Origin of the sequence: Tolypothrix tenuis PCC 7101 (assembly GCF_963874875.1) — a bacterium.
Lineage (GTDB): Bacteria > Cyanobacteriota > Cyanobacteriia > Cyanobacteriales > Nostocaceae > Aulosira > Aulosira tenue.
In genome coordinates, this window is sequence record NZ_CAWNJS010000001.1 from 5,162,353 (window position 1) to 5,186,036 (window position 23,684).

Genomic DNA, 23,684 nt, shown 5'->3' on the forward strand with positions numbered 1-23,684 from the left:
GCTATAGAGGGACTGGGGATTGGGGATTGGGGATTGGGGACTGGGGACTGGGGACTGGGGAGATGAGGGGAATGAGGGGATGAGGGAACAAGGGGGGAATAGCAATTACCAATTACCAATTACCCATTACCAAACCCCAAATTTTGGGTTTAAGCGGGATTAGCATCAGTATTACGGCAAATATACTCTCAATGCTCATCCCTACTCGGTTTAACTCTCCCAAAAATATTTAACTATTTATATTTGTATAACTATTAAAGTATTAATATTTCTTTATTTTCGTCTGTCAGGGAAGGCACATTTTGGAATTGGGCATTGGGAATGGGGCATTGGGAATGGGGCATTGGTAATTGGTAATTGGTAATTGGTGTTGGGTATTTGAGGCAATACTTGTCGGTTAAGGGTAAAAGGGGAAGGGGTAAAGGGTCAATAAAAAACCTTTAACCCTTACCCTTTCACCTTTTACCCAAACCAAATTAAGAGTTGAAAATCCTTAACCGAGCAGTATTGGTATTTGAGGTTATTTCTCCCCTGCTCCCTGCCCCCTGCCCCCTTGCCTCATTCCTTCGCACAACTTAACTGTTCTCAACAATATATTATGCTTATATAGCTATTAAAGGATAGAGCGAGAGAAGGATTCTCATGGTGAAGTCTGTTGAAACTCCGGAGCCTCAGTTACTAAAGCCAGGTGTAAAAGCGCCTGTGAAAGAAACATTATTAACACCCCGGTTTTATACTACTGACTTCGAGGCGATCGCAAAGTTAGATATTTCAGCCCATGAGACTGAGTTACTGGCAATTGTAGAGGAACTGCGGGCTGACTATAATCGCCATCATTTTGTGCGCGATCAGGAATTTAAGCAGAGTTGGGAGCATATTGAAGGAGAAACACGCCGTTCTTTTATTGACTTTTTGGAACGTTCGTGCACTTCCGAGTTTTCCGGGTTTCTTTTATTTAAGGAAATATCACGCCGTCTCAAAGACAGAAACCCGATTTTGGCGGATGCTTTTAATTTTATGGCCAGGGACGAAGCGCGTCATGCGGGATTTTTAAACAAGTCAATGGCAGATTTTAACCTCTCCCTAGACTTGAGTTACTTAACTAAAAGTCGTACTTATACCTTTTTCCCACTAGAGTGGATTATCTATACAGTCTACCTATCCGAGAAAATTGGTTACTGGCGCTATATATTGATGTATCGCCATTTGCAGAAAAACCCTGACTATCAGTTTTATCCCCTGTTCAGGAAATTTGAGAGTTGGTGTCAAGATGAAAACCGACATGGAGATTTCTTTAAAGCGTTGCTGCGATCGCAACCAAAATTATGGGATAACTGGAAAGCAAGGTTGTGGATACGTTTCTTTTTGCTGACGGTGTTTGTTACCCACACGATTACGGTATTTGAACGCGCCAGCTTTTACGAATCCATTGGTATTCATCCACGCAAGTATAATAACCAAGTGATCACCGAGACAAACAACACTGCTTCTAGAGCATTTCCCATCATTTTAGATACCAATCACCCGGCGTTTTTCTGGCGGTTAGAGCAGTGTTACCAGAATAATCAGAAACTTACGGAGATTAACAACAGCGATCGCCCTCAGTTTCTCAAGTTTTGGCAAAAATTACCAGTCATTACCGCTATCATCTGGCATATGTTGCGGATTTATCTCGTTAAACCCATAGATGCGGAGTTAACACGGGAGACTGTGCGATAAGAGATGAGGGAGAAATGAGACAGCTAATGGTGCGTTGCGCTGCGCGACAACACACCCTACCAGCAAGCATTTCTTTTACTAAATTACACAAGTAGGGGCACAACAATTGTTGTGCCCGGATAATTTGTACTGTATATCAAAAACTAGTTTGCATGACTATAGCTTTAATTAAGTAATCCAGCAAAATAATTTAATGTTGCTGGATAATTCTTAATTAATTCTTGGGTTTTTACTTCTGTTTCAGATAAACTTTCTTGATGCTCTTGATGTGTTTCTAAATTTTCTTGCCAAGTTAAATTTTCAATACCTAGTAGTTTCGCTAGCGCATTGGTTGTGGCTGGAGAATTAAATAAAAATTCTCGAATTTTTAACTCATTTTCGCTGAGTGTTGGTGCAGGTTCAACTTGTTTGACCTGTTCCTTAATTTCAGGTTGCGGTTTTGTCCAGGCGGGAACCCAGCTATTAAAGCCAGCTAAGTTTTTCGGGAAATTACTTGAGGCTTCTTTAATTAATGCTTGGAGAATTTGAGCATGGGGTCGCAGTTTAAGAATCAAGCTGGGTAGCCAAGGTAATAAAATTTTATCGGGAACTGTAGCGAATAATTTACTCAACAGTTCGACGACAAATTTACTAATTCTGGGTGCAAATGTCAGCGATAAGATAAATCCATTTAAGTATTCGGGGAAAGATTTAATTAGCATTTCGTTATTAATCACATCATTGAAAAATTCCCGAATTTCTTCTAGTTTTCTTAATGTTAGTAACCATTCGGTTGTCCACAATAAACCGATTTTGGCGGGGTCATCTAAACCTTGGCTGGATTGTTTGACACCGATTAATAATTGACTGCGGTTACAACCGAGAGATAGCGCCAAACTTTCTAGGGTAAAGATAAAATTCAACATCCCGGCGATTTGTTCGGGTGTGGTTCCCCTATCTGCGAAGGCTTGGGGTAGTAGGGTGGCGTAATGTCCGTAGCCTGTGGTAACAAAACGTTCTATCCATTCGGGTAAGCCTGTGGGTGTGGCGCGGTAGTAATGGACTAGGCGACGGACGCGTTCAAATACTTGGGGTGCATCGCTGACACCTGTTTCTTGTTTGAGGAGAGAAATCGCGTGTTCTCCGAGTTCTTGAGTAAGTCGCAAACTCCGCGCGTATAAAATGCTATCTTCAGTGGATTTGAGAACCTCGCTGGTTTTGGCTTGGGGAGAGAAAGCTGTTTGTTTAAGGCGCTGTTCTAGAACTTGCTCGATACTGACACCCTCATAACCGAGCATAATAATATGACGCTGGTATTTACCGATGCGAATTTCCCAAGATTCTTGAATCGGTTTGGAACCAAGACTGCGATCGCCCATAATGGGTTTTACAATCGTGTCACCAGATAAATAGTACAATCGCCACAGTACATCGGAACAGGGTAGAAGTTCCGGCTGCTGTTTGAAATCCATTAAGGCGCGTTGGTTGGTTTGTGCAAGTAGGTTGACTCCCAGAGGTTGAAGCCTGTCGTAAACATCTTGTGCTAGGGGAGGTAAAGAAGCATAACCAACCGTACCAATGCGATCGCCTCCGAGTAAAATTTGGCAAAGTTGGTAAATATTGCGTTTTTTGGGAGTGCGGTCTTTTTCGAGACAAGTTATGGCTGCATCTTGAAAATCGTAGGGTGTGGGGTGCATTCGGTTTCGCATCCCCGCTAGCAGCATTGAGGTTTGATAGATGGCGATAGAGTCAGCGGTACTAGCTAAATAGGCATTTTTTCGCGCTAATCCGACAATATCCGCGCACCATTGTAGTAATTGTTCGGTATCGGCTGCGGCTAGTTCTGGGGGACGGGTTAAGAAGGCTGCGAGGGTGGAATTGGTAGCTGTAACAGGACTTGGTTTGGTTTTAGTTGCTTTCTCTTCTTTATTGAGCGAAAATCCCTTTAAACCTGTAACCTTGAGATTCTTTTTCCAAGTTGCTTCTGCTAGCGATACCGTACCTGCTGGGTGATGAAATTGGTATTCGATAGCCGCAAAACTGGAAGGAATTAAACCATATAACCATTTGGTTTGGGTGCGTTCCGGGATTTCCCAGAGATTATTATTAGTCACGCTATATTCTGCCACATCACTAGCGGAGTGCGCTGCACCACATATATAGATAGCTTCCGATGGTGCAATATTATGCGCCGCCATGTGTTTTTTCATGGAAGTCCACATATAGCGTTCGCGCTGGCGATCGCTTTCGATATCTTTGTCGCGAGTTCCTAAGCGGCGCATTAAGCTACCGATGAGGAACATGACTTGGCGGTAGGTTTCGTAATCTGCGCCGATAATTGCGGTTTCTACATACTCATCCCACCATTCCGAAAAGTGGCGAGTATTGGAGTTGCGGAGTAAAAAGCTTAAAAATTGGTCGAAAGTGGGGACGAGACTACCTACTTCTACACCTACAGCCGAACCATGCATTTTAGCTTCATCGCTGGGGGGTTCTTCCGATTCTTCAGCAAGTTTAGTATCGGGGGGTTCCCATTGAAAGACAAAATCCACCGCCCTATCAACAAATACTAGCTGAGTTTCGGGATTTTGGAGCGCAAATGCGATCGCTTGATATTCTGCGGAAGCTTCGGTAATTGGTGCAACCACACTCAACGGCATGATTTTGGGCGAAAAATGCTCAGATTCGGCGGCGAAGGCTTGTAAAGCGACGGGTAATTTACAATCGCGGAGATTTTCAACGGTGTTTTGTAAATCTTCGCACAGTTCCAAGTAGATGACTTTCGGCGGTTTTTCCCGTAAACGGCGCACCATCTGCAAAGCGGAGGATGGGGAATGGTGACATACGGGGAATATTTCTAGGGGTTCGCTGCTGGCTTTTTCTACGTCTTGTATTAAAGCCGTTAGCATTTCGCTTAAAGGTTGTGCATCAGTAGCGAATTTTTCCGCAGCGTTGAGGAGTTGTTCTTGGAGTGCGTTGAATGCAGTTGGGAGAGTAACCATAATTAATTCGTAGTTCGTAATTCGTAATTCGTAATTAAGAGGTTTAAATTATATTTAGGTTTTTGATGGGCAATTTTTTGGGGAATTTTAGATAATGCGTAAATAAAGTTAACTTGTGGGGTTTGTCATTTGTGGGTAGGCGTGTTCTGGATTTCCCATAATATAAATACAACCCATGTCAGAATCGGAGGCTTTATGTCACTGACAGTTGAAGATTTAGAAAAAATGCAGCAACAGTACCCCGACTACCGCATGGAATTAGTTAAAGGTAATGTTATTGTCATGAGTCCATCAGGATACGAATCAGATGAAGTTGCGGCTACGATGGTGTCTCAGTTATACAACTGGGTGAAACCACGTAAATTAGGCAGAATAACAGCTTCTAGTGCTGGTTTTAGATTGCCAAACTCAGATTTACGCGCACCAGATGCTTCGTTTGTTTTAGCTGAACGCTTGCGTCGCAGTCCCAAAACTTTTGCTCAATTGGCTCCTGATTTAATTGTTGAAGTCAAGTCCCCCAGCGATAATGTAGAAGATATCAGAGCGAAGATTCAAGAATTTCTGAGTTTGGGAACTAAAGTCGGAATTTTGCTGAATCCTGATGAACAAGTTGTGGAAGTTTACAATGTGGAAAAAGAGGTAATAGTACTGCACAATGGCGATGTCCTAACGGTTCCCGAATTGCTTCCAGGTTGGGAAGTACCAGTTTCCGATTTATGGCCTGTGGAGTTTGATTGAGGTACTAATATCACTTTTACGTTCCTCTCTGCGCCTCTGTGTCTCTGCGTGAGATAAAAGAGAAATAAACCGCAGAGGACGCAGAGAACGCAGAGAAAGAAGAGTTTTTAAAATAACCCCATCGCTTGTTTTCCACCTTCAAGAAAAGCTTCCCATTCGCCTTTTTGTTCTTGACTGCGCTTCTCCACAACGGCGTGCCAAAATTGATTCATCACGGAAATATCTTCTGGTTGACGACGCACTAAAGTACCGACTAATGACTTGGCTAATGCACCCGCTTCTAAATTAGTCGCGCCAAAATAACGGCTGTGTAAAATCGCATCTTCTAATACACCAATTTGTTCGGCTGTGGAAAGCGCCGATTCTAAACGCTGGTCATCAGAACTGGCGGCGGCGCTGGTTTCGCGCAAGTCGGCGAAGGTCTGCAATAATACATCTAATAATGTTGGCGGTACATCCACCTCAAAACCGTGACGGTTCATTAATTCCTTGGTGCGGAACAGGATAATTTCTTTTTCCTGCTTCTTATTCGTCACCACCGGCATATGTACGAAATTAAACCGTCGTTTCAACGCTGATGACAGTTCATTGACACCCCTGTCGCGGCTGTTGGCGGTGGCGATGACATTAAATCCGGGTTGCGCGAAAGCTACGTTATCTGTCTTTAATTCAGGAATTGAAATATACTTTTCACTCAGTATAGATATCAGTGCATCTTGGACATCGGAAGTACAGCGCGTCAATTCCTCAAACCTACCCATTGCACCGCTATGCATGGCTGTCATAATGGGTGAGGGAATTAAAGAATCGCGGGATTGACCAGCCGCAATTACCATCGCCACGTTCCAAGAATATTTAATTTGGTCTTCTGTCGTTCCCGCCGTTCCCTGAACTACATAGGTAGAATTTCCAGAAATTGCGGCTGCGAGTAATTCAGCTAGCCAGCTTTTACCTGTACCGGGGTCGCCAATTAAGAGTAAACCCCGGTCAGAAGCTAAAGTGACAATAGCACGTTCTGCGATCGCACTATCTCCATACCATTTCTGTTCAATTTGCCTATCTAATTTTTGTGATGGCGTACTTCCCAACACAAAAGTCCGCACTATTTGCGGCGACAGTCGCCAAGAAAAGGGTTTTGTACCTTTATCAATTGAGGCTAAATATTCCAATTCTTCTGCATATTTCATTTCCGCCGGTTGTCTTAACATTACTTCTTTGCTAGCGCCATTTGTAGTATTACTCTTAGTCCTTGCCATTTTTATCTCCTATATAATTCTCTGTAATTCTTCTCTGCGTTCTCTGCGTCTCTGTGGTTTATTATTTTTTTAACCGCAGAGGCGCAGAGGAGCCAGTGCGTTGCGCGGGTTCCCCGCGTTGTAGCAACTGGCGTGACACAGAGGTAAGAGGTTAATTAACAATTACTTTCTTTAACTCTTGAATTAATTTTTTCGGACTTCCCGTTAAAATCGGCATACCCAACTCCTTTAATTTGTCGCGGAACCATTGATTCACGCTGAAATATCCCGAACTCGTCACCGCACCCACCGGAATAAAATGCAATCCCGACTCCTTCAACGATTTAATATAGTCAAATAAAATTTGGTCGCTACCACCTTCATAAAAATCCGAAATTAACACCATCGCCGTATTATTTGGCTCTAAAATCTTTTGTGCAGCTTCCACTAACGCCGCATAAATATGCGTCCCTCCACCTAATTGAGTCCGTAATAAAACCTCAAATGGGTCATGTACCCAAGCTGTTAAATCAATGACTCGCGTATCAAACGCCAATAAATGCACATCCACATTCGGAAGTCCGGCGAAAATTGAGGCGAGAATCGTACATTGCACCATCGCATCCACCATTGAACCTGATTGGTCAACTACGACAATCATGCGAGTTGGTGTTTTTTTCTTGGCTGTATGGTGGTAATACAACCTATCAACAAATAATCTCTGTTCGTCCGGGTTCCAATTAGTTAAATTCTTCCAAATTGTCCGCTTTAAATCTAAGTTGCGAAATATCCGTTTTGGTGGAACTGAATAATCAATTTTTCCGGCGACAGCTTGCGCGACTTGTAACCGCAGGACTTGCGCGAGTTCGTCTACATATTCTTGAATTAATCGTTTAGCGTTTTTCAGCGCATTTCCTGATAAATTGGCTTTTTCTCGTAATAGCTGTTCCACCAAAGCCATTGATGGCGTAAGTTGGCTGGCTAACCTGTCATCTTTAAGGACTTCGTGTAAAGCCATGCGGTGAATTAATTCACCTTCCAACGCTTTGAGAGTAGCGCGGAGTTGTTCTTCGGTAACGGTGAAACCGCCACCAGTACCCAAACCCGCACCCATACCGCCACTGTTACCGCTACCTTGTCCTTGATTACTGGGATTTTTCCCGATAGCTGGCCCATTTCCCCGCAAACTTCCCGGTTGACATCCCAAAGCTTTTTCTAAAAATCCCACATCTTTTAACCATTGCGCGTATTGTTGCGCGGTGACAACTCCGGTTTGGGTGTTGGGGCCGAAAGCATTTAGGAGTAATTTAGAGAAAACTAATCCTCGGCGTAGGGTGGTGGTTTCTGCTTCCGATGTTGTGTCGTCTTGGGGAATAATGGGATTATTAAAATCTGCCTCTAATTCTGGATAGCGGTGCAGTAAGTTTTCAATACTAATATTAGGGTCGAGGATTAATTGGGGTAAATTTAACTCGCTGACAACTTCTGTCGCCATCTGTTCAAAATTTGCACCCTGTTCGCTAAAGCCAAACATACTGGTTAGTAAGCGCCAGTATACAACTTGACGGCGTTGAGCAATTTGTTCTGTATCCATGTTTTTTCCTCAACTCTTACGCAGTAGTCGGCTAGAACGTTCTTGTAAGATTCCGACAACACTATTTTTGATAGAATCTTTCTTTGCAATCACTGACGCTGCGGTTTGTCCGGTAGATGTGATTTTATTTTTCACTGCTACTGCTAAAGGTTGGATTGACCATTTACCCGCATCGAAGCGTAATAAGCCGAAGATTTGCTGAGATTTAGCTATTATGTCTAAATTTAATTCTGATAAACTGCTTATACGTTCATTAGCAATGCTGAGTTCACCCGCATCACCCCAATTTAAAACAAGATTCTCGTCATTTTTCACGACTTGATAATTACTGAGATATATCGGTTCCGCGATTTGAATGGGATGGCGATCGCACGCTGCGACTGTAGAATAAATTAAGCTATTACTTGTATTCTCAGCAAAAAATTCCGCCGCCCGCTTCATCAAGTTATAATTTTGACCTAGTTCGCCTTGACCTTGCCACAATAAATCTCCAGTAGGTAGCAAAGGTATATCTTGAATCTGCAATACCCGATTTTGTGCAAAAGCATCTAATAACACAGACGCATTAGGAAATAGCAACCAAATTTGCTCATTATTAATTGCATCTACTTTGTAAGCTGATTGGGTAACTCGCACCAGTTGAGTTTGATTGTTTGCATTTAGCAACCCGTAGGCTGTAAAGCTAACAAAATTGGCGTGTTGGCGTAAATCTAAACCTAAAATTTCCAAATTACCCGATATTAGCTGTGATTTCGGTAAAATGCCTGGGCGTAAAGTGCCTAACATCGCCTGTGTCCACAAATCAACCCAACGATATTTGGAAATTGCTGCGCTATCAGCAACGGGAAGATTTCCCATCAATTCATTAAAATAGCCAGTCAGTAAAGCAGCTTGTCTAACTAATAAAGGTTCCGCTTGGATTTGTTCCAGTGTCCCTAAAAATGGAACCAAAGTTGCTACATCCAAACGCGCATAACCTACCAAAGCAATTTCCATTAACCAGTGACGCACACTTGCTAACAGCACTTTGACATTATTCGGCGGTTCGTCAGCTTCATAGTCTAACTCTACTTCAGCTATTGCTGTGCGTCCTAACAAACTCCTCGCCTGAGATAGTACGGTATCAAATATAGCTCCTTGAATGGCAGCCCGCACACTTGCTAAAACTGCAAAATGCTTATCTACAAACTCATTTGTGGTAATTGCTGCAGTTGAATCAACTAAAGATTGCTGTAGAGGTGTGCCAGTAAATACACGCCCCAAAGCTTGTAAAGTTTGTAAATGTTGCTCATCTAAATTCGCAAAACCAGTAATAAAACACTCATCCAAACTCGCAATCAACTCGAATATTTCTTGATTGCTGTCGCTGATTTGATGCAATGCGCCGGGGAAAGCCATGTTTACAATTCAAAATTCAAAATTCAAAATTCAAAATTAAATCTCTGTAACTGTTGCGTGCAACAAATGACAATCACACAAACCAACTCATTTCCGGGAGGGGAGAGTTGGCGGTTGGTAGTTCGAGGTAGCGGAGGTAGTTTAAGAAACGACTGAAGACTTCGCTGGCTGGTTCTTTTTTGACTGTACCGCGACGGTTGAGAATATCCTGGGGGGAGGTAATTTGATTGAGGTCGCCGGGAACCTTAAGATAATTAATTACTTGGTCAATACCGTAAGCTGCGATCGCTTCTTTCATCACAGACTGCAAATGCTTACAGGGATAGCCTCCCAAACCTCCACAAGGACGATTGTTATTTGTACTGCAATAAAAATCTAGGGTTCCGGCTTCAAAAAAAGACACATAAACCCTCTCAATATCAGAACCGCTAGAAACGACTCCTTGCAATCGGTGATTATATAGTTCAACAAACGGAACCTGCTTTACATCCCGCTTGGTCGTAGCATTGTTCTGGCTCGAACCTACAAACGATGAATCAGGCATAATGATAATTCGTAATTTCTAATTCGTAATTCGTAATTAAATGCGCTTAAAAAGGTTGGTTCTAAGAGGTTGTTTGAAAAGTTTTTCCCTGTGATTTTAATTGCACTGTTACCCCCCTTAATCCCCCCTTGTCAAGGGGGGAGACCGGAAAATCCAGTTCCCTCCCCTTAGAAAGGGGAGGGCTAGGGTGGGGTAAAAAATATTTGATACACTACTACAGACTTTTCAAACATCCTCTAAGGGACTTCCAAATAAAAAAATATCCCAGTATTTATTGTGGGGTGGACATCTTGTGCGCCCAGTTTATGTGGCAGGCAAGATGCCCGCCCCACAAGAGGGAATAATTTATTTCTTGGAAATCCCTAAGCGATTCCAATCTGTTCATACTCATCTGTAAATTTTATCTATAGTAACGCTGAAAATACGTAAAATTATACAAAGCTTATTATTTTTATAAGTATTTATTCGTAATGACAAGAGTGCGATCGCAGCTATAAAAGTCAGCCTTCGTACCAGATTTTGGCACAACCAAGCATCATGCCCAATGCCCCATCCCCATTTTCAATCTAGCTTTACCACTCTTTGTAGATTGATATTTCAACCAGATTTCCTACAATTATGAAAAGAATATGAAAATTATTTACGTAGATTAATAGATGACTTCCCCAAAAAACAAACCCAGCCTTCCAGAGGTTCACCGTAGCATCAAAGTTCCTAATAGCAATGGCTTTTGGCGTAAAATGCTGGCTTATGCAGGGCCGGGATATCTTGTATCAGTGGGATATATCGACCCGGGAAATTGGGCTACAGATATTGCTGGGGGAGCAAAGTTTGGGTATGGCTTGTTGACGGTGATTTTGCTGTCTAACTTGATGGCAATATTATTGCAATCGCTATGTGTGCGTTTGGGTGTTGCTACGGGGAGAGATTTAGCACAGGCTTGTCGAGACTATTTCAGTCCCAGAGTCAGCTTTTGTTTATGGGTATTGTGCGAGATTGCGATCGCAGCTTGTGATTTGGCAGAATTATTAGGAAGTGCGATCGCGCTACAATTGTTATTCGGCATTCCTTTAGTATGGGGTGTGTGTATTACTGCCCTAGATGTTTTAGTTTTACTATTCTTGCAGCATAAAGGCTTTCGTTATACAGAAGCTTTGGTAATCATGCTGGTAGCAACAGTAGGCTTTTGTTTCATGGCAGAAATTCTGTTTTCTCACCCTGATATAAAGGGTATTTTGTTGGGGTATTTACCAAAGAAAGAAATTGTTCAAAACTCAGAAATACTCTACATTGCTATTGGCATTTTAGGGGCAACTGTGATGCCTCACAACTTATATTTACACTCTTCGATTGTGCAAACTCGTGCTTGGCAACCTAATACGGAAAAAAGATGGGAAGCTATTAAGTTTGGCACAATGGATTCAACTTTTGCTCTATCTTTAGCATTATTTATTAACTCGGCAATTTTAATTGTATCTGCTGCCACTTTTCATTTTTCTGGTAATCACAATGTGGCAGAAATTCAAGATGCTTACAAACTGCTTTCGCCTTTATTAGGCGTTAGTGCTGCTAGCGCCATTTTTGGGATTGCTTTACTTGCTTCCGGTCAAAGTTCAACATTGACTGCTACCCTGGCTGGGCAAATAGTCATGGAAGGCTTTTTGCAATTTCGCTTTCCATCATGGTTACGGCGTTTAATTACTCGGCTGCTGGCAATTATTCCCGCGTTGATAACAATAATTATCTTTGGAGAACATAGTACAAGCCGCCTCATTATTTTGAGCCAAGTTATTCTCAGTTTACAGCTACCTTTTGCTGTGATTCCTTTAGTGATGTTTACAAGTAATCGTCGCTTAATGGGTGAATTTGTCAATCCTTTATGGCTGAAATCTTTGGCGTGGGGAGTTGCTATGATTATTGTTGGGCTAAATGTTTGGTTGCTATTACAAAGTATTTTGGGTTAACTGAGTTTTGCGCTTAAAATTGCTTAATATCCCCTGCATCTCAACTTAACAGATATATCCAAGAGAAAACCAAGCTATGAACTACATTTACTCTTCTGTGACCATCCTAGCCATAACTACAAGCCTAGTGAGTGGAATACCTGCTGTCTATGCTGCACAAGAACCACAAACGCGCATCCCATCGATGAGTTTTCAACAATACCATAACCGAGGCGTGCAAAAGCTGGAACAAGGCAACTTCAAGGGCGCAGTAGAAGATTTTAGCCAGGTAGTACAATTAAATCCCAAATACTATGAGGGTTTTTGCCTGAGAGGTTTAGCAAAGTCTCAATTAGGAAACCTGAAAGCAGCCGTTATTGACTTCAATCAAGCACTGCGGCTTAACCCCAATCATACAGATGCTTACAACAGTCGGGGAACTGCCCATGCAGAATTAGGAAACATTCAAGCAGCAATTACCGACTTTAATCATGTACTCAGGATTGACCCCAATTCTGTAGATGCTTACTATAACAGGGGTTTTTTGAATTATAGACAGGGAAATCACCAGAAAGCGATCGCGGACTTTAACCAAGTACTCAAAATTAACCCCAACTTAGCTGATGCTTATGGTAACCGAGGGCTGGCTCAATATGCTTTAGGCGATCGCCAAAATGCTATTCATGATTTACAGCAAGCTGCAAGTTTGTTTCAACAACAAGGAGATACCCAAAAGTATCAGCAAACACAAGCTATTATTAAGCAGATTCAGCAGTAAGCAATATCTCGGTTCAAGGTGGTAAAACTTATTTTTCAGCAGTTAATCTTTTGGATGGGCAAACAAAGCTTACCCTGATATTTGGTTTATTTGAACAGAATCAGCTAGAAAATTGCTGTTAAAGAGATAATCAATTACTGATACTAACTAAAAAAAGAATGGGACAAATTGTAGGGGCACTGTATTGCCATGCCCTCTAGAATATATTGATGTGTCACCAACATTATTTGCAGGGGTATGATTCTCAAAAATCCCTTGATATTTAAGCAACAATCGCATAACCTAGATGTTCAGTGATACCCAATAAACTAATGAACAAAAAGCTCATACTGAATTTATTTGCTAGTTCCTCAATTTTTACCTCGTTGATGTCTACGCTGGGGGTCATCAATCCTGCCCATGCTAGTGTTAATCTTACCCAGCGATTACTACACACTAATGATGGTCGTACCTGTATTAGTAATCCCCACGGCTTTAAGAATTTTGTCTGTATTCGCGATTCTGAGAGAAATCCCAACGCACCCCTACCACCCAAATCAACAGTAATCTCGGCACAGCCATCTGATAGCACAGTTGCAGAACTTAATTTTACCGACGAGGAAAGTGAGGCTGCAATTAGATTATTTAAGTGCGACTGTCCATTTTGCATTAATTCTTTGCGACAGTTACGTGGTTCTGGCAACTTAGTTTACTAAGGCTTACTTTGTATCTTTTGCTAATGGCAATAAATTTAGCATTCTTGTAACCAAATGCCCTATCAAATAAACTTTATTTTTCAGGTAAATTCCAATACAATTCAGTTAAAGGCTCTCCACTCTGTTTTCTGTTCCCTAACTTCTACAAAATAATTTTTCTCACTGAACTGTATTGGAGGAAATTCAAAATCTACTTTGTTGTTTTCTCTGTACTTTTGCCATTTGTATCAGTTTGCTCTACTTTTAGTGATATTTCAGTGTTAGTTAGTGTATTTGTTGGTTTCGCATTTGCAGCAGTTCGCTTCTTAGTCTGGCGCGGTTTTCCTCCAGCTTGCATATATTGGAAGCTATGCTTGCCATAGCGTGTCCCTACAGTCACCAACATTTTTTCGGAGTAATTACTCAAATCTTCCTCTAGTAATGCAATTTCCCCCATTGCTTCATCCAGACTAGAAAGCATTTTGTTGTAGTCAGATAGCTTCATTTGCAAGGTTTGAATTCGCCTCCCATACTCTGCCAAACTCAATCCTTGACCAAAATCCAGCGTTTCACTAATCGACCGCATCCCCGAAATTCGTCGCACTGCTTTATCCACCACCTTGGAACTACGTTTCAATCGTGCCATATATGCATTTCCTGCCAAAGATGATATGAAAATTACAGCAATTTCTACCTCTAGGGATTGAGCATGGCTTAAATCCCTAGATAATGGTTTATTTACCTGAAAATAGCTGTAATAAATACTTGTATTCCCACTCTAGCTATCTCCCATCCTGATTGCCCTGAGCAGAAACCACGAAAACTATAGTATGGGCTACAGTGATATTCTAGGCATATTCGCTAATATTACGGACAAAGCTCATAATTAAAGCGTGAAAGCTTTGATTTATTAATCTTGAGTTCCTAAATATCGTTTCCGGGTACCTAATCATCGTTTCCGGGTAGCCAATCATCGTTTCCGGGTACCTAATCATCGTTTCCGGGTAGCCAATTATCGTTTCCGGGTACCTAATCATCGTTTCCGGGTACCTAATCATCGTTTCCGGGTACCTAATCATCGTTTCCGGGTACCTAATCATCGTTTCCGGGTAGCCAATTATCGTTTCCGGGTACCCAATCATCGTTTCCGAGTACCCAATTATTGTTTTCGGGTACCTAATTATCGTTTCCGGGTAGACCTATATTTTACACCTTGAAACTTATTCCTATCCGTAATAATCATGAGATAAGCTTGCCTCCTGCCTTACCATAACCATAATTCTTCCAACCGAACTACTTACAGCAGATTGCAAGTAGGTGAGGTATAGATAATTGTCAATTGCTGTCAACTTAAGTTCAAACGCTTATCCTACGAGCCTTTTACCCCACCCCTAACCCCTCCCCTTTGCAAGGCTACGGTGTACACACAAATCGGAGTTATTTTGAGATTCGGGTTTTACCCCCCTTAATCCCCCCTTGGTAAGGGGGGAAACAAGAAAATCAAGTTCCCTCCCCTTTGCAAGGGGAGGGTTAGGGTGGGGTAATTCTAGGACTGGTAGTGATGCGATAACTTGTGTATACACCTTAGCCTTTGCAAGGGGTGGGGTAACGCGAACTTGATGGTAGGCGATTTGAGGCAAAATCAATTGTAAACTTATAAGTCTAATTATCAAAAAATAAAAAATGTTGATATTTGTTGCTTCCAACTAAATACTCAGCAATTTATCGCTTAATATGCATAAAGCTAAATGATGACAAATAAATTCTTAAAAAATAATTAATCTTAAAATATTTATTTTAAACTAAACTTTTTTGTTGGTTATATATCAAGATTAGCAACCTCAAGAAAGCTTTTGATATGAAAATTTTAGTTGTAGAAGACGACGAGCTACTTGTCCATGTGCTGAGTGAAATTCTCGCTAGCCTAAACTATGCTGTTGAGGTTGCTCACGATGGGGATACGGCACGAGATTTAATTGAAACTTATGATTATGATTTAGTACTATTGGATGTGATGCTGCCGAAAATGGACGGCATTAGTCTTTGTCGTCATATCCGATCGCGTGGTTTGCAAATGCCCGTTTTGTTATTAACAGGGTGTGATAGCAGTCATGAAAAGGCGATTGGCTTAGATGCAGGGGCAGATGATTATGTGGTTAAACCCTTTGATCAAGAAGAATTAGTGGCGCGGGTGCGGGCTTTATTACGTCGAGGCGGAACCACCTCACAACCTGTATTGGAATGGGGTAATTTAAAGCTCGATCCCATTAGCTGCGAAGTCACCTACAACCAAGATTTGCTGTCATTAACCCCGAAAGAATATGCACTATTAGAACTTTTCTTGCGTAACAGTCGCCGGGTATTTAGTTGCGGCATGATTTTAGAGCATCTTTGGTCTTATGAAGATACCCCCGGTGAAGAAGCTGTGCGTACCCATATTAAGGGCTTGCGGATGAAGCTACGAAGTGTGGGAGCAGGGAGCGATTTAATTGAAACAGTTTATGGAATTGGCTATCGACTTAAACCCCAAATACCAGAAGAACAGGGTCATAAAGCAGAATTAGACGCGAAAAAATCCGCTAATTTACATCAACAATCACAACAACAAACACTCTTAGCAGTAGCGGGGATTTGGCAAAAATTTCAAGGGCGAGTTAATCAACAATTGCAGGTACTAGAACAAGCATCTGTCAGCCAGAAAACCTTAAATCCCGAACTGCGATCGCAAGCTGCTCAAGAAGCCCATACTTTAGCAGGTTCCTTGGGTACTTTTGGTTTACCTCATGGTTCCAAATTGGCACGAAAAATTGAGCAATTGCTGAAATCTGACAAAATTTTGACGCAATCGGAGAATAGTAAATTACAAAATTGGGTGCAGCAATTAAGGCAAGAAATTGCCAGTAAACAGCAAGAATCGGCATCTCCCGCCACCGAGAATGATGACAATCCCTTGGTTTTGCTAGTTGATGCCAATGGGAAATTAGCTGAACAATTAAAAGTAGAGTCAGCTAACTGGAATGTCACAGTTACAGCTGCTAACAGCATTGAATCGGCTCGACATCTCATCTATCGCGAACATCCTAGTGTAGTATTACTTGACCCCAGCGTTGCCAGTAATCCCCAAGAAAGTTTTAGCCTACTCACAGAACTTGCTCAAAATAAACCACCCATCCCTGTGCTAGTTTTTACCGAGCAAAGCGATTTTAGCAACCGCTTGCAAATAGCACGCAACGGCGGGCATAGATTTTTGCAAAAGCCGATGCCGGCGGCGCAGGTGTTAGAAGCTGTTACCCAAGTATTGCAACAAGCGCCCCATGCGGAAGCCAAAATCTTGGCTGTAGACGACGATCCTCATATTTTGGCATTGTTAGAAACTTTACTCAGTCCTTGGGGGCTGAAAGTCATAGGTTTGCAAGACCCGCGACAGTTCTGGACAACGCTGGAAACAGTCGCCCCAGATATGCTGATTTTAGATGTGGAAATGCCCCATACCAACGGTATCGAACTATGCCAAGTAGTACGGAACGATGCCCGGTGGAGTGAGTTGCCGATTTTATTCCTGACAGTTCACAGCGATGCCGAAATTGTCAATCAGGTATTTAGTGCTGGTGCTGATGATTTTGTCAGTAAACCGATTGTCGGGCCAGAATTGGTGAATCGGATTATTAATCGCTTAGAACGGATTAAACTATTGCGACGCGTGACAAAATGCCAGAGTCGGGAAGTAACTACATCGGAAAATCGCTGGCGATCGCTGTTTGATAGTCAGCATGAATGTATCAGCGTCATTGCTGCCGATGGTAAGTTGTTGGAAATTAACCCCGCCTGTCTTTTGATGTTGGAGGCTAACAACAATGCGGCGGTGATTGGTAAGTCAATTTATGAACTAATTTCCCCCGAATATCAGCAGCAGTTCCGCCAATTCCACGCCAGTATTTGTCAGGGTAACCAAGGAACTCTCCAGTTTGAAATTGTCAGTTCTAAAGGACATCGACGCTGGCTAGAAACTCACGCTGTACCTCTGCGCTATGAAGCCGATGACACAACTGTGCAGTTGGCGATCATGCAAGATATTACTGAATATAAACAAGCAGAAATCGAAATTCGTCGGGTAAATCGCACCCTGCAAGCTTTAACTAATTGCAGTCAGGTTTTGGTGCGGGCTAAAGACGAGTTAGATTTGCTGCAAAGAATTTGTCAAATGATTGTCGAAGTTGGCGATTATCGTTTGGCGTGGGTAGGTTTAGCAGAACATGATGCCCAAAGCACCATTAGTCCCGTCGCCCAAGCTGGTTACGAAGATGGATATTTGCAATCTCTCAACCTCAATTGGGCAGATAATCCCGCAGGTTTGGGGCCAGTCGGGACAGCGATTCGCACAGGAGAAACCTGTATTATTCAAAATATTTTAACTGACCCCCATTATGAAATTTGGCGATGTCAGGCGATTAAGCAAGGCTATGCTGCATCAATAGCTTTACCCTTAACAGCCGATGGGCAAGTTTTGGGCGCATTGAATATCTACGCCACCGAACCAGATGCTTTTGATGCTGATGAGGTGAAACTTTTAGAAGCCCTAGCCATAGACCTAGCTTACGGGATGATGGCACTACGCAATCAGCGCGATCGCCAAATTGCCGAAGCCGCATTACAAAAAAGTCAGCAAAGCTACCAACAGCTAGTAGAACTTTGCCCAGAAGCAATTTTCATTGAAAGCGAAGGTAATTTTGTCTTTGTCAACAGCGCCGCCGTGCAGTTGTTTGGTGCTACCCAACCGCAAGAATTACTCGGTAAACAGGTATTAGAGTTAGTTCATCCCCATTCGCAGCCAGCAGTGCGCGAACAACTGCAACTGCTAAAAACCTCCACTCAGCCAGTTACCCTCGAAGAAGCCCAATTTTTGCGCTTAGATGGACAAGCGATCGCCCTAGAAATTGCCGCCGCTGCTTTTACCTACCAAAATCAGCCCGCATCGCAAGTTGTCGCCCGTGACATCACAGCCCGTAAACAAACGGAAGCATTATTACATCAAGTCAACAACGAATTGGAATTAAGAGTTGCAGAACGAACGGCGGAGTTAATTAGTCTGAATCTAAAATTACAAACAGAACTCGATGAACGTCAGTCAATCCAAGAACAGCTACGGATTTCTCAGGCAAAATTTGCCCGCATTTTAGATATTGCTGATGATGCGATTATTTCCATCGATGCTACCCAAAAAATTACCTTATTTAACCAAGGCGCAGAGAAGATTTTTGGTTATAAAGCTGAAGAAGTGATGGGGCAGCAGTTAGATATACTCTTACCATTACGCTTTGCCTCAGCCCATCGTCATCATGTCGGCGACTTTGGCAAATCTCCCAGCCCCGCCCGGAGAATGGGCGAACGCCGAGAAATCTATGGTATGCGTCGGGATGGTACAGAATTTCCCGCAGAAGCCTCGATTTCTAAATTAGATATGGGAGGCGAAACTTATTATACTGTTATCCTGCGGGATATTACAGAGCGCAAACTAGTCGAGCGGATGAAAGACGAGTTTGTCTCCGTCGTCAGTCACGAACTCCGCACCCCCCTGACTTCCATTCACGGCTCTTTAGGAATGTTAGTTAGTGGTTTACTCCCAGCCAACTCAGAACAGGGAAAACGCCTCTTGCAAATTGCTACAGATAGTACTGAGCGCCTAGTCCGCCTAATCAATGACATCTTAGACATTGAGCGCATCGAGTCGGGTAGGGTAAAAATGGAACGGGAAATCTGTAATGTCGCAGATTTGATTAAATCCGCCGTCAATGTCATTCAGCCCCTAGCAGATAAACTCGGAGTGCAACTTTCTATTGCTGACGTGTCAATTCAACTCTGGGCAGATCCCGACAGAATTGTGCAAACCCTCACTAATCTGCTGAGTAACGCTATTAAATTTTCCCATCCAGGGGAAACGGTGTGGTTAACAGCCAAAACCCAAGGAAATGAAGTATTATTTGCCGTCAAAGATACCGGACGCGGGATACCCGCCAACAAACTCGACAGTATCTTTGAGCGCTTTCAACAAGTGGATTCCTCCGATTCCCGCAACCATGATGGTACAGGTTTAGGTTTAGCGATTTGTAAGAGCATTGTGCAACAGCATAGCGGGCGAATTTGGGTAGAAAGTATTTTAGATGAAGGTAGTACTTTTTACTTTACATTACCAATTCTCTCTGCTCGCCAAATGCCTGAAACGGTAAATGCGATCGCACCAGAGTCAGGATACATGACTCAGCACTCCCCCTTAGTCTTAGTCTGTGATGATGACCCAGCAATTGGTCAGGAATTACAAACCGTACTAAAAAAAGGCGGATATCAAGTCATCACCGTAGCCAACGGCCAAGAAGCGATCGCCGCCGCCGCCAGCCAAAATCCCGACGTAATTTTATTAGATTTACTCATGCCAGGGATGAATGGTTGGGAAACAATGGCAGTATTAAAAGAGCGAGCCGATACCAAAGATATTCCGATTGTGATTTGTAGTGTCTACAAACAAAATAGTAATAGTCAACCCACCGCCGACTTTGTGGATTGGGTGAGTAAACCAGTCCAAGAAAGTAACCTGTTAAAATCACTGAGACAAGCAGTAGCAACAGCTTCTAAGCGAGTCAAAATTCTGATTGTGGAAGACGACAACGACTTAGCGCAACTACTCATAACCCTATTTGAAAGGCATGATATTGACACCTACCTCGCCAAAACTGGCAGAGAAGCCATCCGCCTGAGTCAACAAGTCAACCCCGACTTACTGATTCTCGACTTAATTTTGCCAGAAAGCGACGGTTTTGCTGTTGTTGACTGGCTACAGAAACACAATCAACTATGTAGCACCCCTGTGGTAGTTTACTCCGCCACAGACTTAGACGAATCAGAACGCGATCGCTTGAAATTAGGACATACAGAATTTTTAACCAAAGGACGTGTCACCACCCAAGAATTTGAACAACGGGTAATGGAATTACTGCAGCGAATTACACACAATAAACAAGAAGGAGAGCAATTTTAAATCTATTTCCCAGCCAACGCAGTTTCAACTAGCAAAAATCTCAAACCCACAATTCATTGAAAAGATGACAACAAAGCGAATTTTAGTAGTTGATAACGAAGAGTACATTCAAGAAGTTGCCAAAATTTGCTTGGAAACCGTTGCCCGTTGGGAAGTGATAACGGTAAGTTCTGGTAAAGACGGCATCATTAAAGCCGAAGCTTGGCAACCAGATGCCATCCTTTTAGATGTAATGATGCCTGATATGGATGGCATAACTACCTTTGAAAAACTCCAAGCCAATCCAGCCACCAAAGAGATTCCCGTAATTTTATTAACAGCCAAAATTCAAGCCAGTGATCGCCGCCGTTATGCTCAAATGGGAATGGCAACTGCGATCGCCAAACCTTTCAATCCTCTAGAATTAGCTGGACAAATCGCTACGGCTTTAGGTTGGAGTTTGGATGGCTAGGGATTGGGGACAAATCAATTCAAAATTCAAAATTCAAAATTCAAAATTACAGAACTCTTGGGGATTGAGGAGACGAGGAAGCAGCAGAATTAAAATTGCTTTACATAGTCCAATTTTCTAAAACTAAATTGGGTATTTGAGAAAAATCTCGATAGTTTCTTGTTACCAAAATTCCATTTACAGAAAGTGCGTTAGTGAAGCTTACCGAAGGTATCGCGGCAATGTGTAAATCCCAATAAAGTTCAGTTAAAAAAATAAATTGACAACAAAACAATAATTTTGGAGGGGGTTTGGGGGATTCTCCCCCAATTGAGCTAGCCGTTTCCACAACGTTCAATACACTCTCGACAGTTGACGGTACATCACATCTGAGCGTAAAACATACTTTCTTCCTTGGATCACAGGAGAGCCTTCATGTACTAGTTCGTGAACAAAACACAAGGCCATACCTGTAACTGGAACAACATCCATAGTAAGTAAATGTTCATAATATCGGCGTGGAAGATGAAACCGAGTTTCGCCGCCATCAAAACCTTCATTTAGGTAAATCATGAAAGTCAATAAACTTTCCTCGCCGTTGGGTCGCTGATAAGAACCATCATGATGAAGTGCAAACCTTTGACCTGGATCGTAGCGATAGAAACGAAAACGCTCATTTAGCCCCACAGCTTGCCATCTGCCCATAGTATTAGGTATATAATTTGACACTCGCTGCCATAAATCGCAAGCTCGTTCCGGAACATCTAAAATTACACGTTGATTATTGCGGATGTCTGGACGTATTTGAAAACCTTGCATCGTATTAATCGGAGCATCTGTATAACCAATGTTTTCAGTGAAAGTAATATACTCAGCGCATTCTTCTGGTGTGAGAATATTATCCAATGTGAAAATTTCGTTACCAAGCAAATTTTTCTTGGTCATGGTTGTATGTGAGCGCATTTTGAGTAATGACGCACATCATTAATCATAGTTTCAATTAAAATCTCGCCAAATCGAGGTTGATCAGCCAATAATTTGCGGTATTTAGTTCTCTGCGATACTATTGCATCCGATCAATAGTGCGATACTGTATCGCTTCAGCTACATGATTAGGTTTTAATTCATCTTCGCCAGCTAAATCTGCAATGGTGCGTGCTACTTTGAGAATGCGATCGCTAGCTCTGGCTGATAAACCTAATTTTCTAATTGCGGCTTCTAATAAATTACGACTGGCATCATCTAGCTGACACCATTTTTGCAGATGACGACTCAGCATCTGAGCATTGCAACGCAAATTTTGTTGTCCTTGGAAGCGGGTACTAGCGCGATCGCGTGCTTGTTGTACTCGTTTGGCTACGGATTGCGATGTTTCGCCTGTTGGTTGTTGGGTAATTTCCTCTGGTTTGAGGCGATTCACTGCTACTTGCAAATCGATTCTGTCGAGTAACGGCCCAGAAAGCTTTGCCCAATAATGTTCTCTTTGCCTAGGAGAACAGGTACATTGTTGGATAGTATCGCCATAGTAACCACAAGGACAAGGATTAGTACTCGCTACTAAGGTAAACTGCGCGGGAAACATCACCGATTGTTTAGTGCGAGAAATCGTCACATAGCCATCTTCCAATGGTTGACGCAGAAATTCTAAAACATCACGTTTAAATTCTGTTAATTCATCGAGGAAAAGTATACCTCTGTGTGATAGGGAAATTTCTCCCGGACGCGGAAAACTACCACCACCAACCAAAGAAGGGCCAGAAGCCGAATGATGAGGACTGCGAAAAGGGCGATCGCGTACTAAGGAACCACGATTTTTCAATAACCCTGCCACTGAGTGAATTTGAGTCACTTCTAAAGCTTCGGCAAAACTTAGCGGTGGTAAAATACCTGGTAAGCGACGCGCTAGCATGGTTTTTCCACTGCCTGGCGGCCCGACGAAAATTAAATTATGTCCTCCTGCTGCGGCAATTTCTAACGCTCGACGCGCATGAGCTTGCCCTTTGACATCTTTTAAATCTATACTGCCAGCAAAAGATGCAGCATAATCAGTCTCTACAGTTTGATTTAATTGCACTGGCTTGTAGCGTGCGGGATTATTTAATAAATCTGCCACCTCAAACAGATTTTTACAGCCGTAAACCGCTAATCCTTCCACTACAGCGGCTTCTTGGGCATTATCCATCGGCACAACTAAACCAGCAATTCCCATCTTTTGAGCAGTCGCCGCAATCGGTAGAACACCAGCCACAGCACGCAAACTACCATCTAAAGAAACTTCCCCGACGAATAAATAATCACCTAGTAAGTCAGCACTTACTTGCTCAGAAGCCGCTAAAATTCCGACGCTGATAGGCAAATCAAAACTTGGCCCTTCCTTACGCAAATCAGCCGGAGTCAAGTTAATTACAATCTTCCGCATCGGAAAAGCAAAACCCGCGTTTTTCAGCGTTGCTTTTACCCGTTCTTTAGATTCTTGAACTGCTGAATCTGGTAATCCTAATACCACAATTCCTGGTAATCCCCCGGATACATCGACTTCCACACCTACTTTTATGGCATCGATGCCGACAATTGATGCACTCCAGACTCTAGCAAGCATTTTTTATCTAACAATAACCCT

The 23,684-nt window shown here is 42.5% G+C and carries 15 protein-coding genes and 1 pseudogene; 7 read left to right on the forward strand and 9 right to left on the reverse strand.

The genetic code is table 11. From position 1 onward, the window contains the following. The first annotated feature begins 642 nt into the window (after positions 1-642). The gene (acsF, locus tag AACU25_RS20385; protein ID WP_096578734.1) at positions 643-1,719 is read left to right on the forward strand and encodes a magnesium-protoporphyrin IX monomethyl ester (oxidative) cyclase; all 1,077 of its coding nucleotides are present in this window, start codon (positions 643-645) and stop codon (positions 1,717-1,719) included. Between the two features lie 164 nt (positions 1,720-1,883). On the opposite strand, the gene AACU25_RS20390 is transcribed toward acsF, so the two are convergent. After that, the gene (locus AACU25_RS20390; protein WP_096578736.1) at positions 1,884-4,700 is read right to left on the reverse strand and encodes a DUF5682 family protein; all 2,817 of its coding nucleotides are present in this window, start codon (positions 4,698-4,700) and stop codon (positions 1,884-1,886) included. A 195-nt stretch (positions 4,701-4,895) separates the two neighbouring features. Here AACU25_RS20390 and AACU25_RS20395 point away from each other — a divergent pair, with 195 nt between their 5' ends. After that, the gene (locus AACU25_RS20395; RefSeq protein WP_096578738.1) at positions 4,896-5,438 is read left to right on the forward strand and encodes a Uma2 family endonuclease; all 543 of its coding nucleotides are present in this window, start codon (positions 4,896-4,898) and stop codon (positions 5,436-5,438) included. A 107-nt stretch (positions 5,439-5,545) separates the two neighbouring features. Here the strand turns inward: AACU25_RS20395 and AACU25_RS20400 are convergent, their stop codons facing one another. From AACU25_RS20400 to AACU25_RS20415, 4 genes are all read right to left on the reverse strand, one after another. Continuing rightward, the gene (locus tag AACU25_RS20400) at positions 5,546-6,694 is read right to left on the reverse strand and encodes an ATP-binding protein (RefSeq protein WP_321206912.1); all 1,149 of its coding nucleotides are present in this window, start codon (positions 6,692-6,694) and stop codon (positions 5,546-5,548) included. Positions 6,695-6,845: 151 nt separating this feature from the next. Further along, positions 6,846-8,267, reverse strand: coding sequence for a VWA domain-containing protein (locus AACU25_RS20405; protein WP_096578740.1), 1,422 nt, complete (start codon positions 8,265-8,267; stop codon positions 6,846-6,848). 9 nt (positions 8,268-8,276) lie between these two features. Continuing rightward, complete coding sequence (locus tag AACU25_RS20410) at positions 8,277-9,665, reverse strand: hypothetical protein (RefSeq protein ID WP_096578742.1); 1,389 nt, start codon at positions 9,663-9,665, stop codon at positions 8,277-8,279. A gap of 73 nt (positions 9,666-9,738) precedes the next feature. Continuing rightward, positions 9,739-10,209 (reverse strand): hypothetical protein, encoded by a 471-nt coding sequence (locus AACU25_RS20415; protein ID WP_096578744.1) that lies wholly within the window; start codon positions 10,207-10,209, stop codon positions 9,739-9,741. 656 nt (positions 10,210-10,865) lie between these two features. Between AACU25_RS20415 and AACU25_RS20420 the strand changes: the two genes are divergently transcribed. From AACU25_RS20420 to AACU25_RS20430, 3 genes are all read left to right on the forward strand, one after another. Further along, positions 10,866-12,173 carry an Nramp family divalent metal transporter gene (locus AACU25_RS20420; protein WP_096578746.1) on the forward strand — a complete coding sequence of 436 codons (1,308 nt, stop codon included), beginning with the start codon at positions 10,866-10,868 and terminating at the stop codon, positions 12,171-12,173. A 76-nt stretch (positions 12,174-12,249) separates the two neighbouring features. Next, entirely contained in the window at positions 12,250-12,930 is a 681-nt protein-coding gene (locus AACU25_RS20425) for a tetratricopeptide repeat protein (protein ID WP_096578748.1), read from the forward strand. Positions 12,931-13,241: 311 nt separating this feature from the next. Further along, a complete protein-coding gene (locus tag AACU25_RS20430) occupies positions 13,242-13,625 on the forward strand; it encodes a hypothetical protein (protein WP_096578750.1) in 384 nt (127 codons plus the stop codon). Positions 13,626-13,815: 190 nt separating this feature from the next. Here AACU25_RS20430 and AACU25_RS20435 read toward each other — a convergent pair whose 3' ends face one another. Continuing rightward, positions 13,816-14,250, reverse strand: a complete 435-nt coding sequence (locus AACU25_RS20435) for a hypothetical protein (protein ID WP_096578752.1) — start codon at positions 14,248-14,250, stop codon at positions 13,816-13,818. Positions 14,251-15,462: 1,212 nt separating this feature from the next. Between AACU25_RS20435 and AACU25_RS20440 the strand changes: the two genes are divergently transcribed. Together AACU25_RS20440 and AACU25_RS20445 are read left to right on the forward strand one after the other, a co-directional pair. After that, a complete protein-coding gene (locus AACU25_RS20440) occupies positions 15,463-20,634 on the forward strand; it encodes a response regulator (protein ID WP_096578758.1) in 5,172 nt (1,723 codons plus the stop codon). Between the two features lie 64 nt (positions 20,635-20,698). Continuing rightward, complete coding sequence (locus AACU25_RS20445) at positions 20,699-21,085, forward strand: response regulator (protein WP_096578760.1); 387 nt, start codon at positions 20,699-20,701, stop codon at positions 21,083-21,085. 100 nt (positions 21,086-21,185) lie between these two features. Here the strand turns inward: AACU25_RS20445 and AACU25_RS20450 are convergent. The 3 genes and pseudogenes from AACU25_RS20450 to AACU25_RS20460 form a co-directional block, all read right to left on the reverse strand. Continuing rightward, positions 21,186-21,317 (reverse strand): annotated as a pseudogene (locus AACU25_RS20450) (type II toxin-antitoxin system VapC family toxin); the annotation flags it as partial. Between the two features lie 101 nt (positions 21,318-21,418). After that, entirely contained in the window at positions 21,419-22,009 is a 591-nt protein-coding gene (locus AACU25_RS20455; protein ID WP_096578762.1) for a 2OG-Fe(II) oxygenase, read from the reverse strand. 118 nt (positions 22,010-22,127) lie between these two features. Next, positions 22,128-23,663 (reverse strand): YifB family Mg chelatase-like AAA ATPase, encoded by a 1,536-nt coding sequence (locus AACU25_RS20460; protein WP_096578764.1) that lies wholly within the window; start codon positions 23,661-23,663, stop codon positions 22,128-22,130. Positions 23,664-23,684 lie beyond the last annotated feature (21 nt).

Excerpts from the sequence above, each read along its gene's own strand:
- acsF (WP_096578734.1), top strand. The coding sequence starts at position 643 with ATGGTGAAGTCTGTTGAAACTCCGGAGCCTCAGTTACTAAAGCCAGGT.
- AACU25_RS20390 (WP_096578736.1), bottom strand. The coding sequence starts at position 4,700 with ATGGTTACTCTCCCAACTGCATTCAACGCACTCCAAGAACAACTCCTC.
- AACU25_RS20395 (WP_096578738.1), top strand. The coding sequence starts at position 4,896 with ATGTCACTGACAGTTGAAGATTTAGAAAAAATGCAGCAACAGTACCCC.
- AACU25_RS20400 (WP_321206912.1), bottom strand. The coding sequence starts at position 6,694 with ATGGCAAGGACTAAGAGTAATACTACAAATGGCGCTAGCAAAGAAGTA.
- AACU25_RS20405 (WP_096578740.1), bottom strand. The coding sequence starts at position 8,267 with ATGGATACAGAACAAATTGCTCAACGCCGTCAAGTTGTATACTGGCGC.
- AACU25_RS20410 (WP_096578742.1), bottom strand. The coding sequence starts at position 9,665 with ATGGCTTTCCCCGGCGCATTGCATCAAATCAGCGACAGCAATCAAGAA.
- AACU25_RS20415 (WP_096578744.1), bottom strand. The coding sequence starts at position 10,209 with ATGCCTGATTCATCGTTTGTAGGTTCGAGCCAGAACAATGCTACGACC.
- AACU25_RS20420 (WP_096578746.1), top strand. The coding sequence starts at position 10,866 with ATGACTTCCCCAAAAAACAAACCCAGCCTTCCAGAGGTTCACCGTAGC.
- AACU25_RS20425 (WP_096578748.1), top strand. The coding sequence starts at position 12,250 with ATGAACTACATTTACTCTTCTGTGACCATCCTAGCCATAACTACAAGC.
- AACU25_RS20430 (WP_096578750.1), top strand. The coding sequence starts at position 13,242 with ATGAACAAAAAGCTCATACTGAATTTATTTGCTAGTTCCTCAATTTTT.
- AACU25_RS20435 (WP_096578752.1), bottom strand. The coding sequence starts at position 14,250 with ATGGCACGATTGAAACGTAGTTCCAAGGTGGTGGATAAAGCAGTGCGA.
- AACU25_RS20440 (WP_096578758.1), top strand. The coding sequence starts at position 15,463 with ATGAAAATTTTAGTTGTAGAAGACGACGAGCTACTTGTCCATGTGCTG.
- AACU25_RS20445 (WP_096578760.1), top strand. The coding sequence starts at position 20,699 with ATGACAACAAAGCGAATTTTAGTAGTTGATAACGAAGAGTACATTCAA.
- AACU25_RS20455 (WP_096578762.1), bottom strand. The coding sequence starts at position 22,009 with ATGACCAAGAAAAATTTGCTTGGTAACGAAATTTTCACATTGGATAAT.
- AACU25_RS20460 (WP_096578764.1), bottom strand. The coding sequence starts at position 23,663 with ATGCTTGCTAGAGTCTGGAGTGCATCAATTGTCGGCATCGATGCCATA.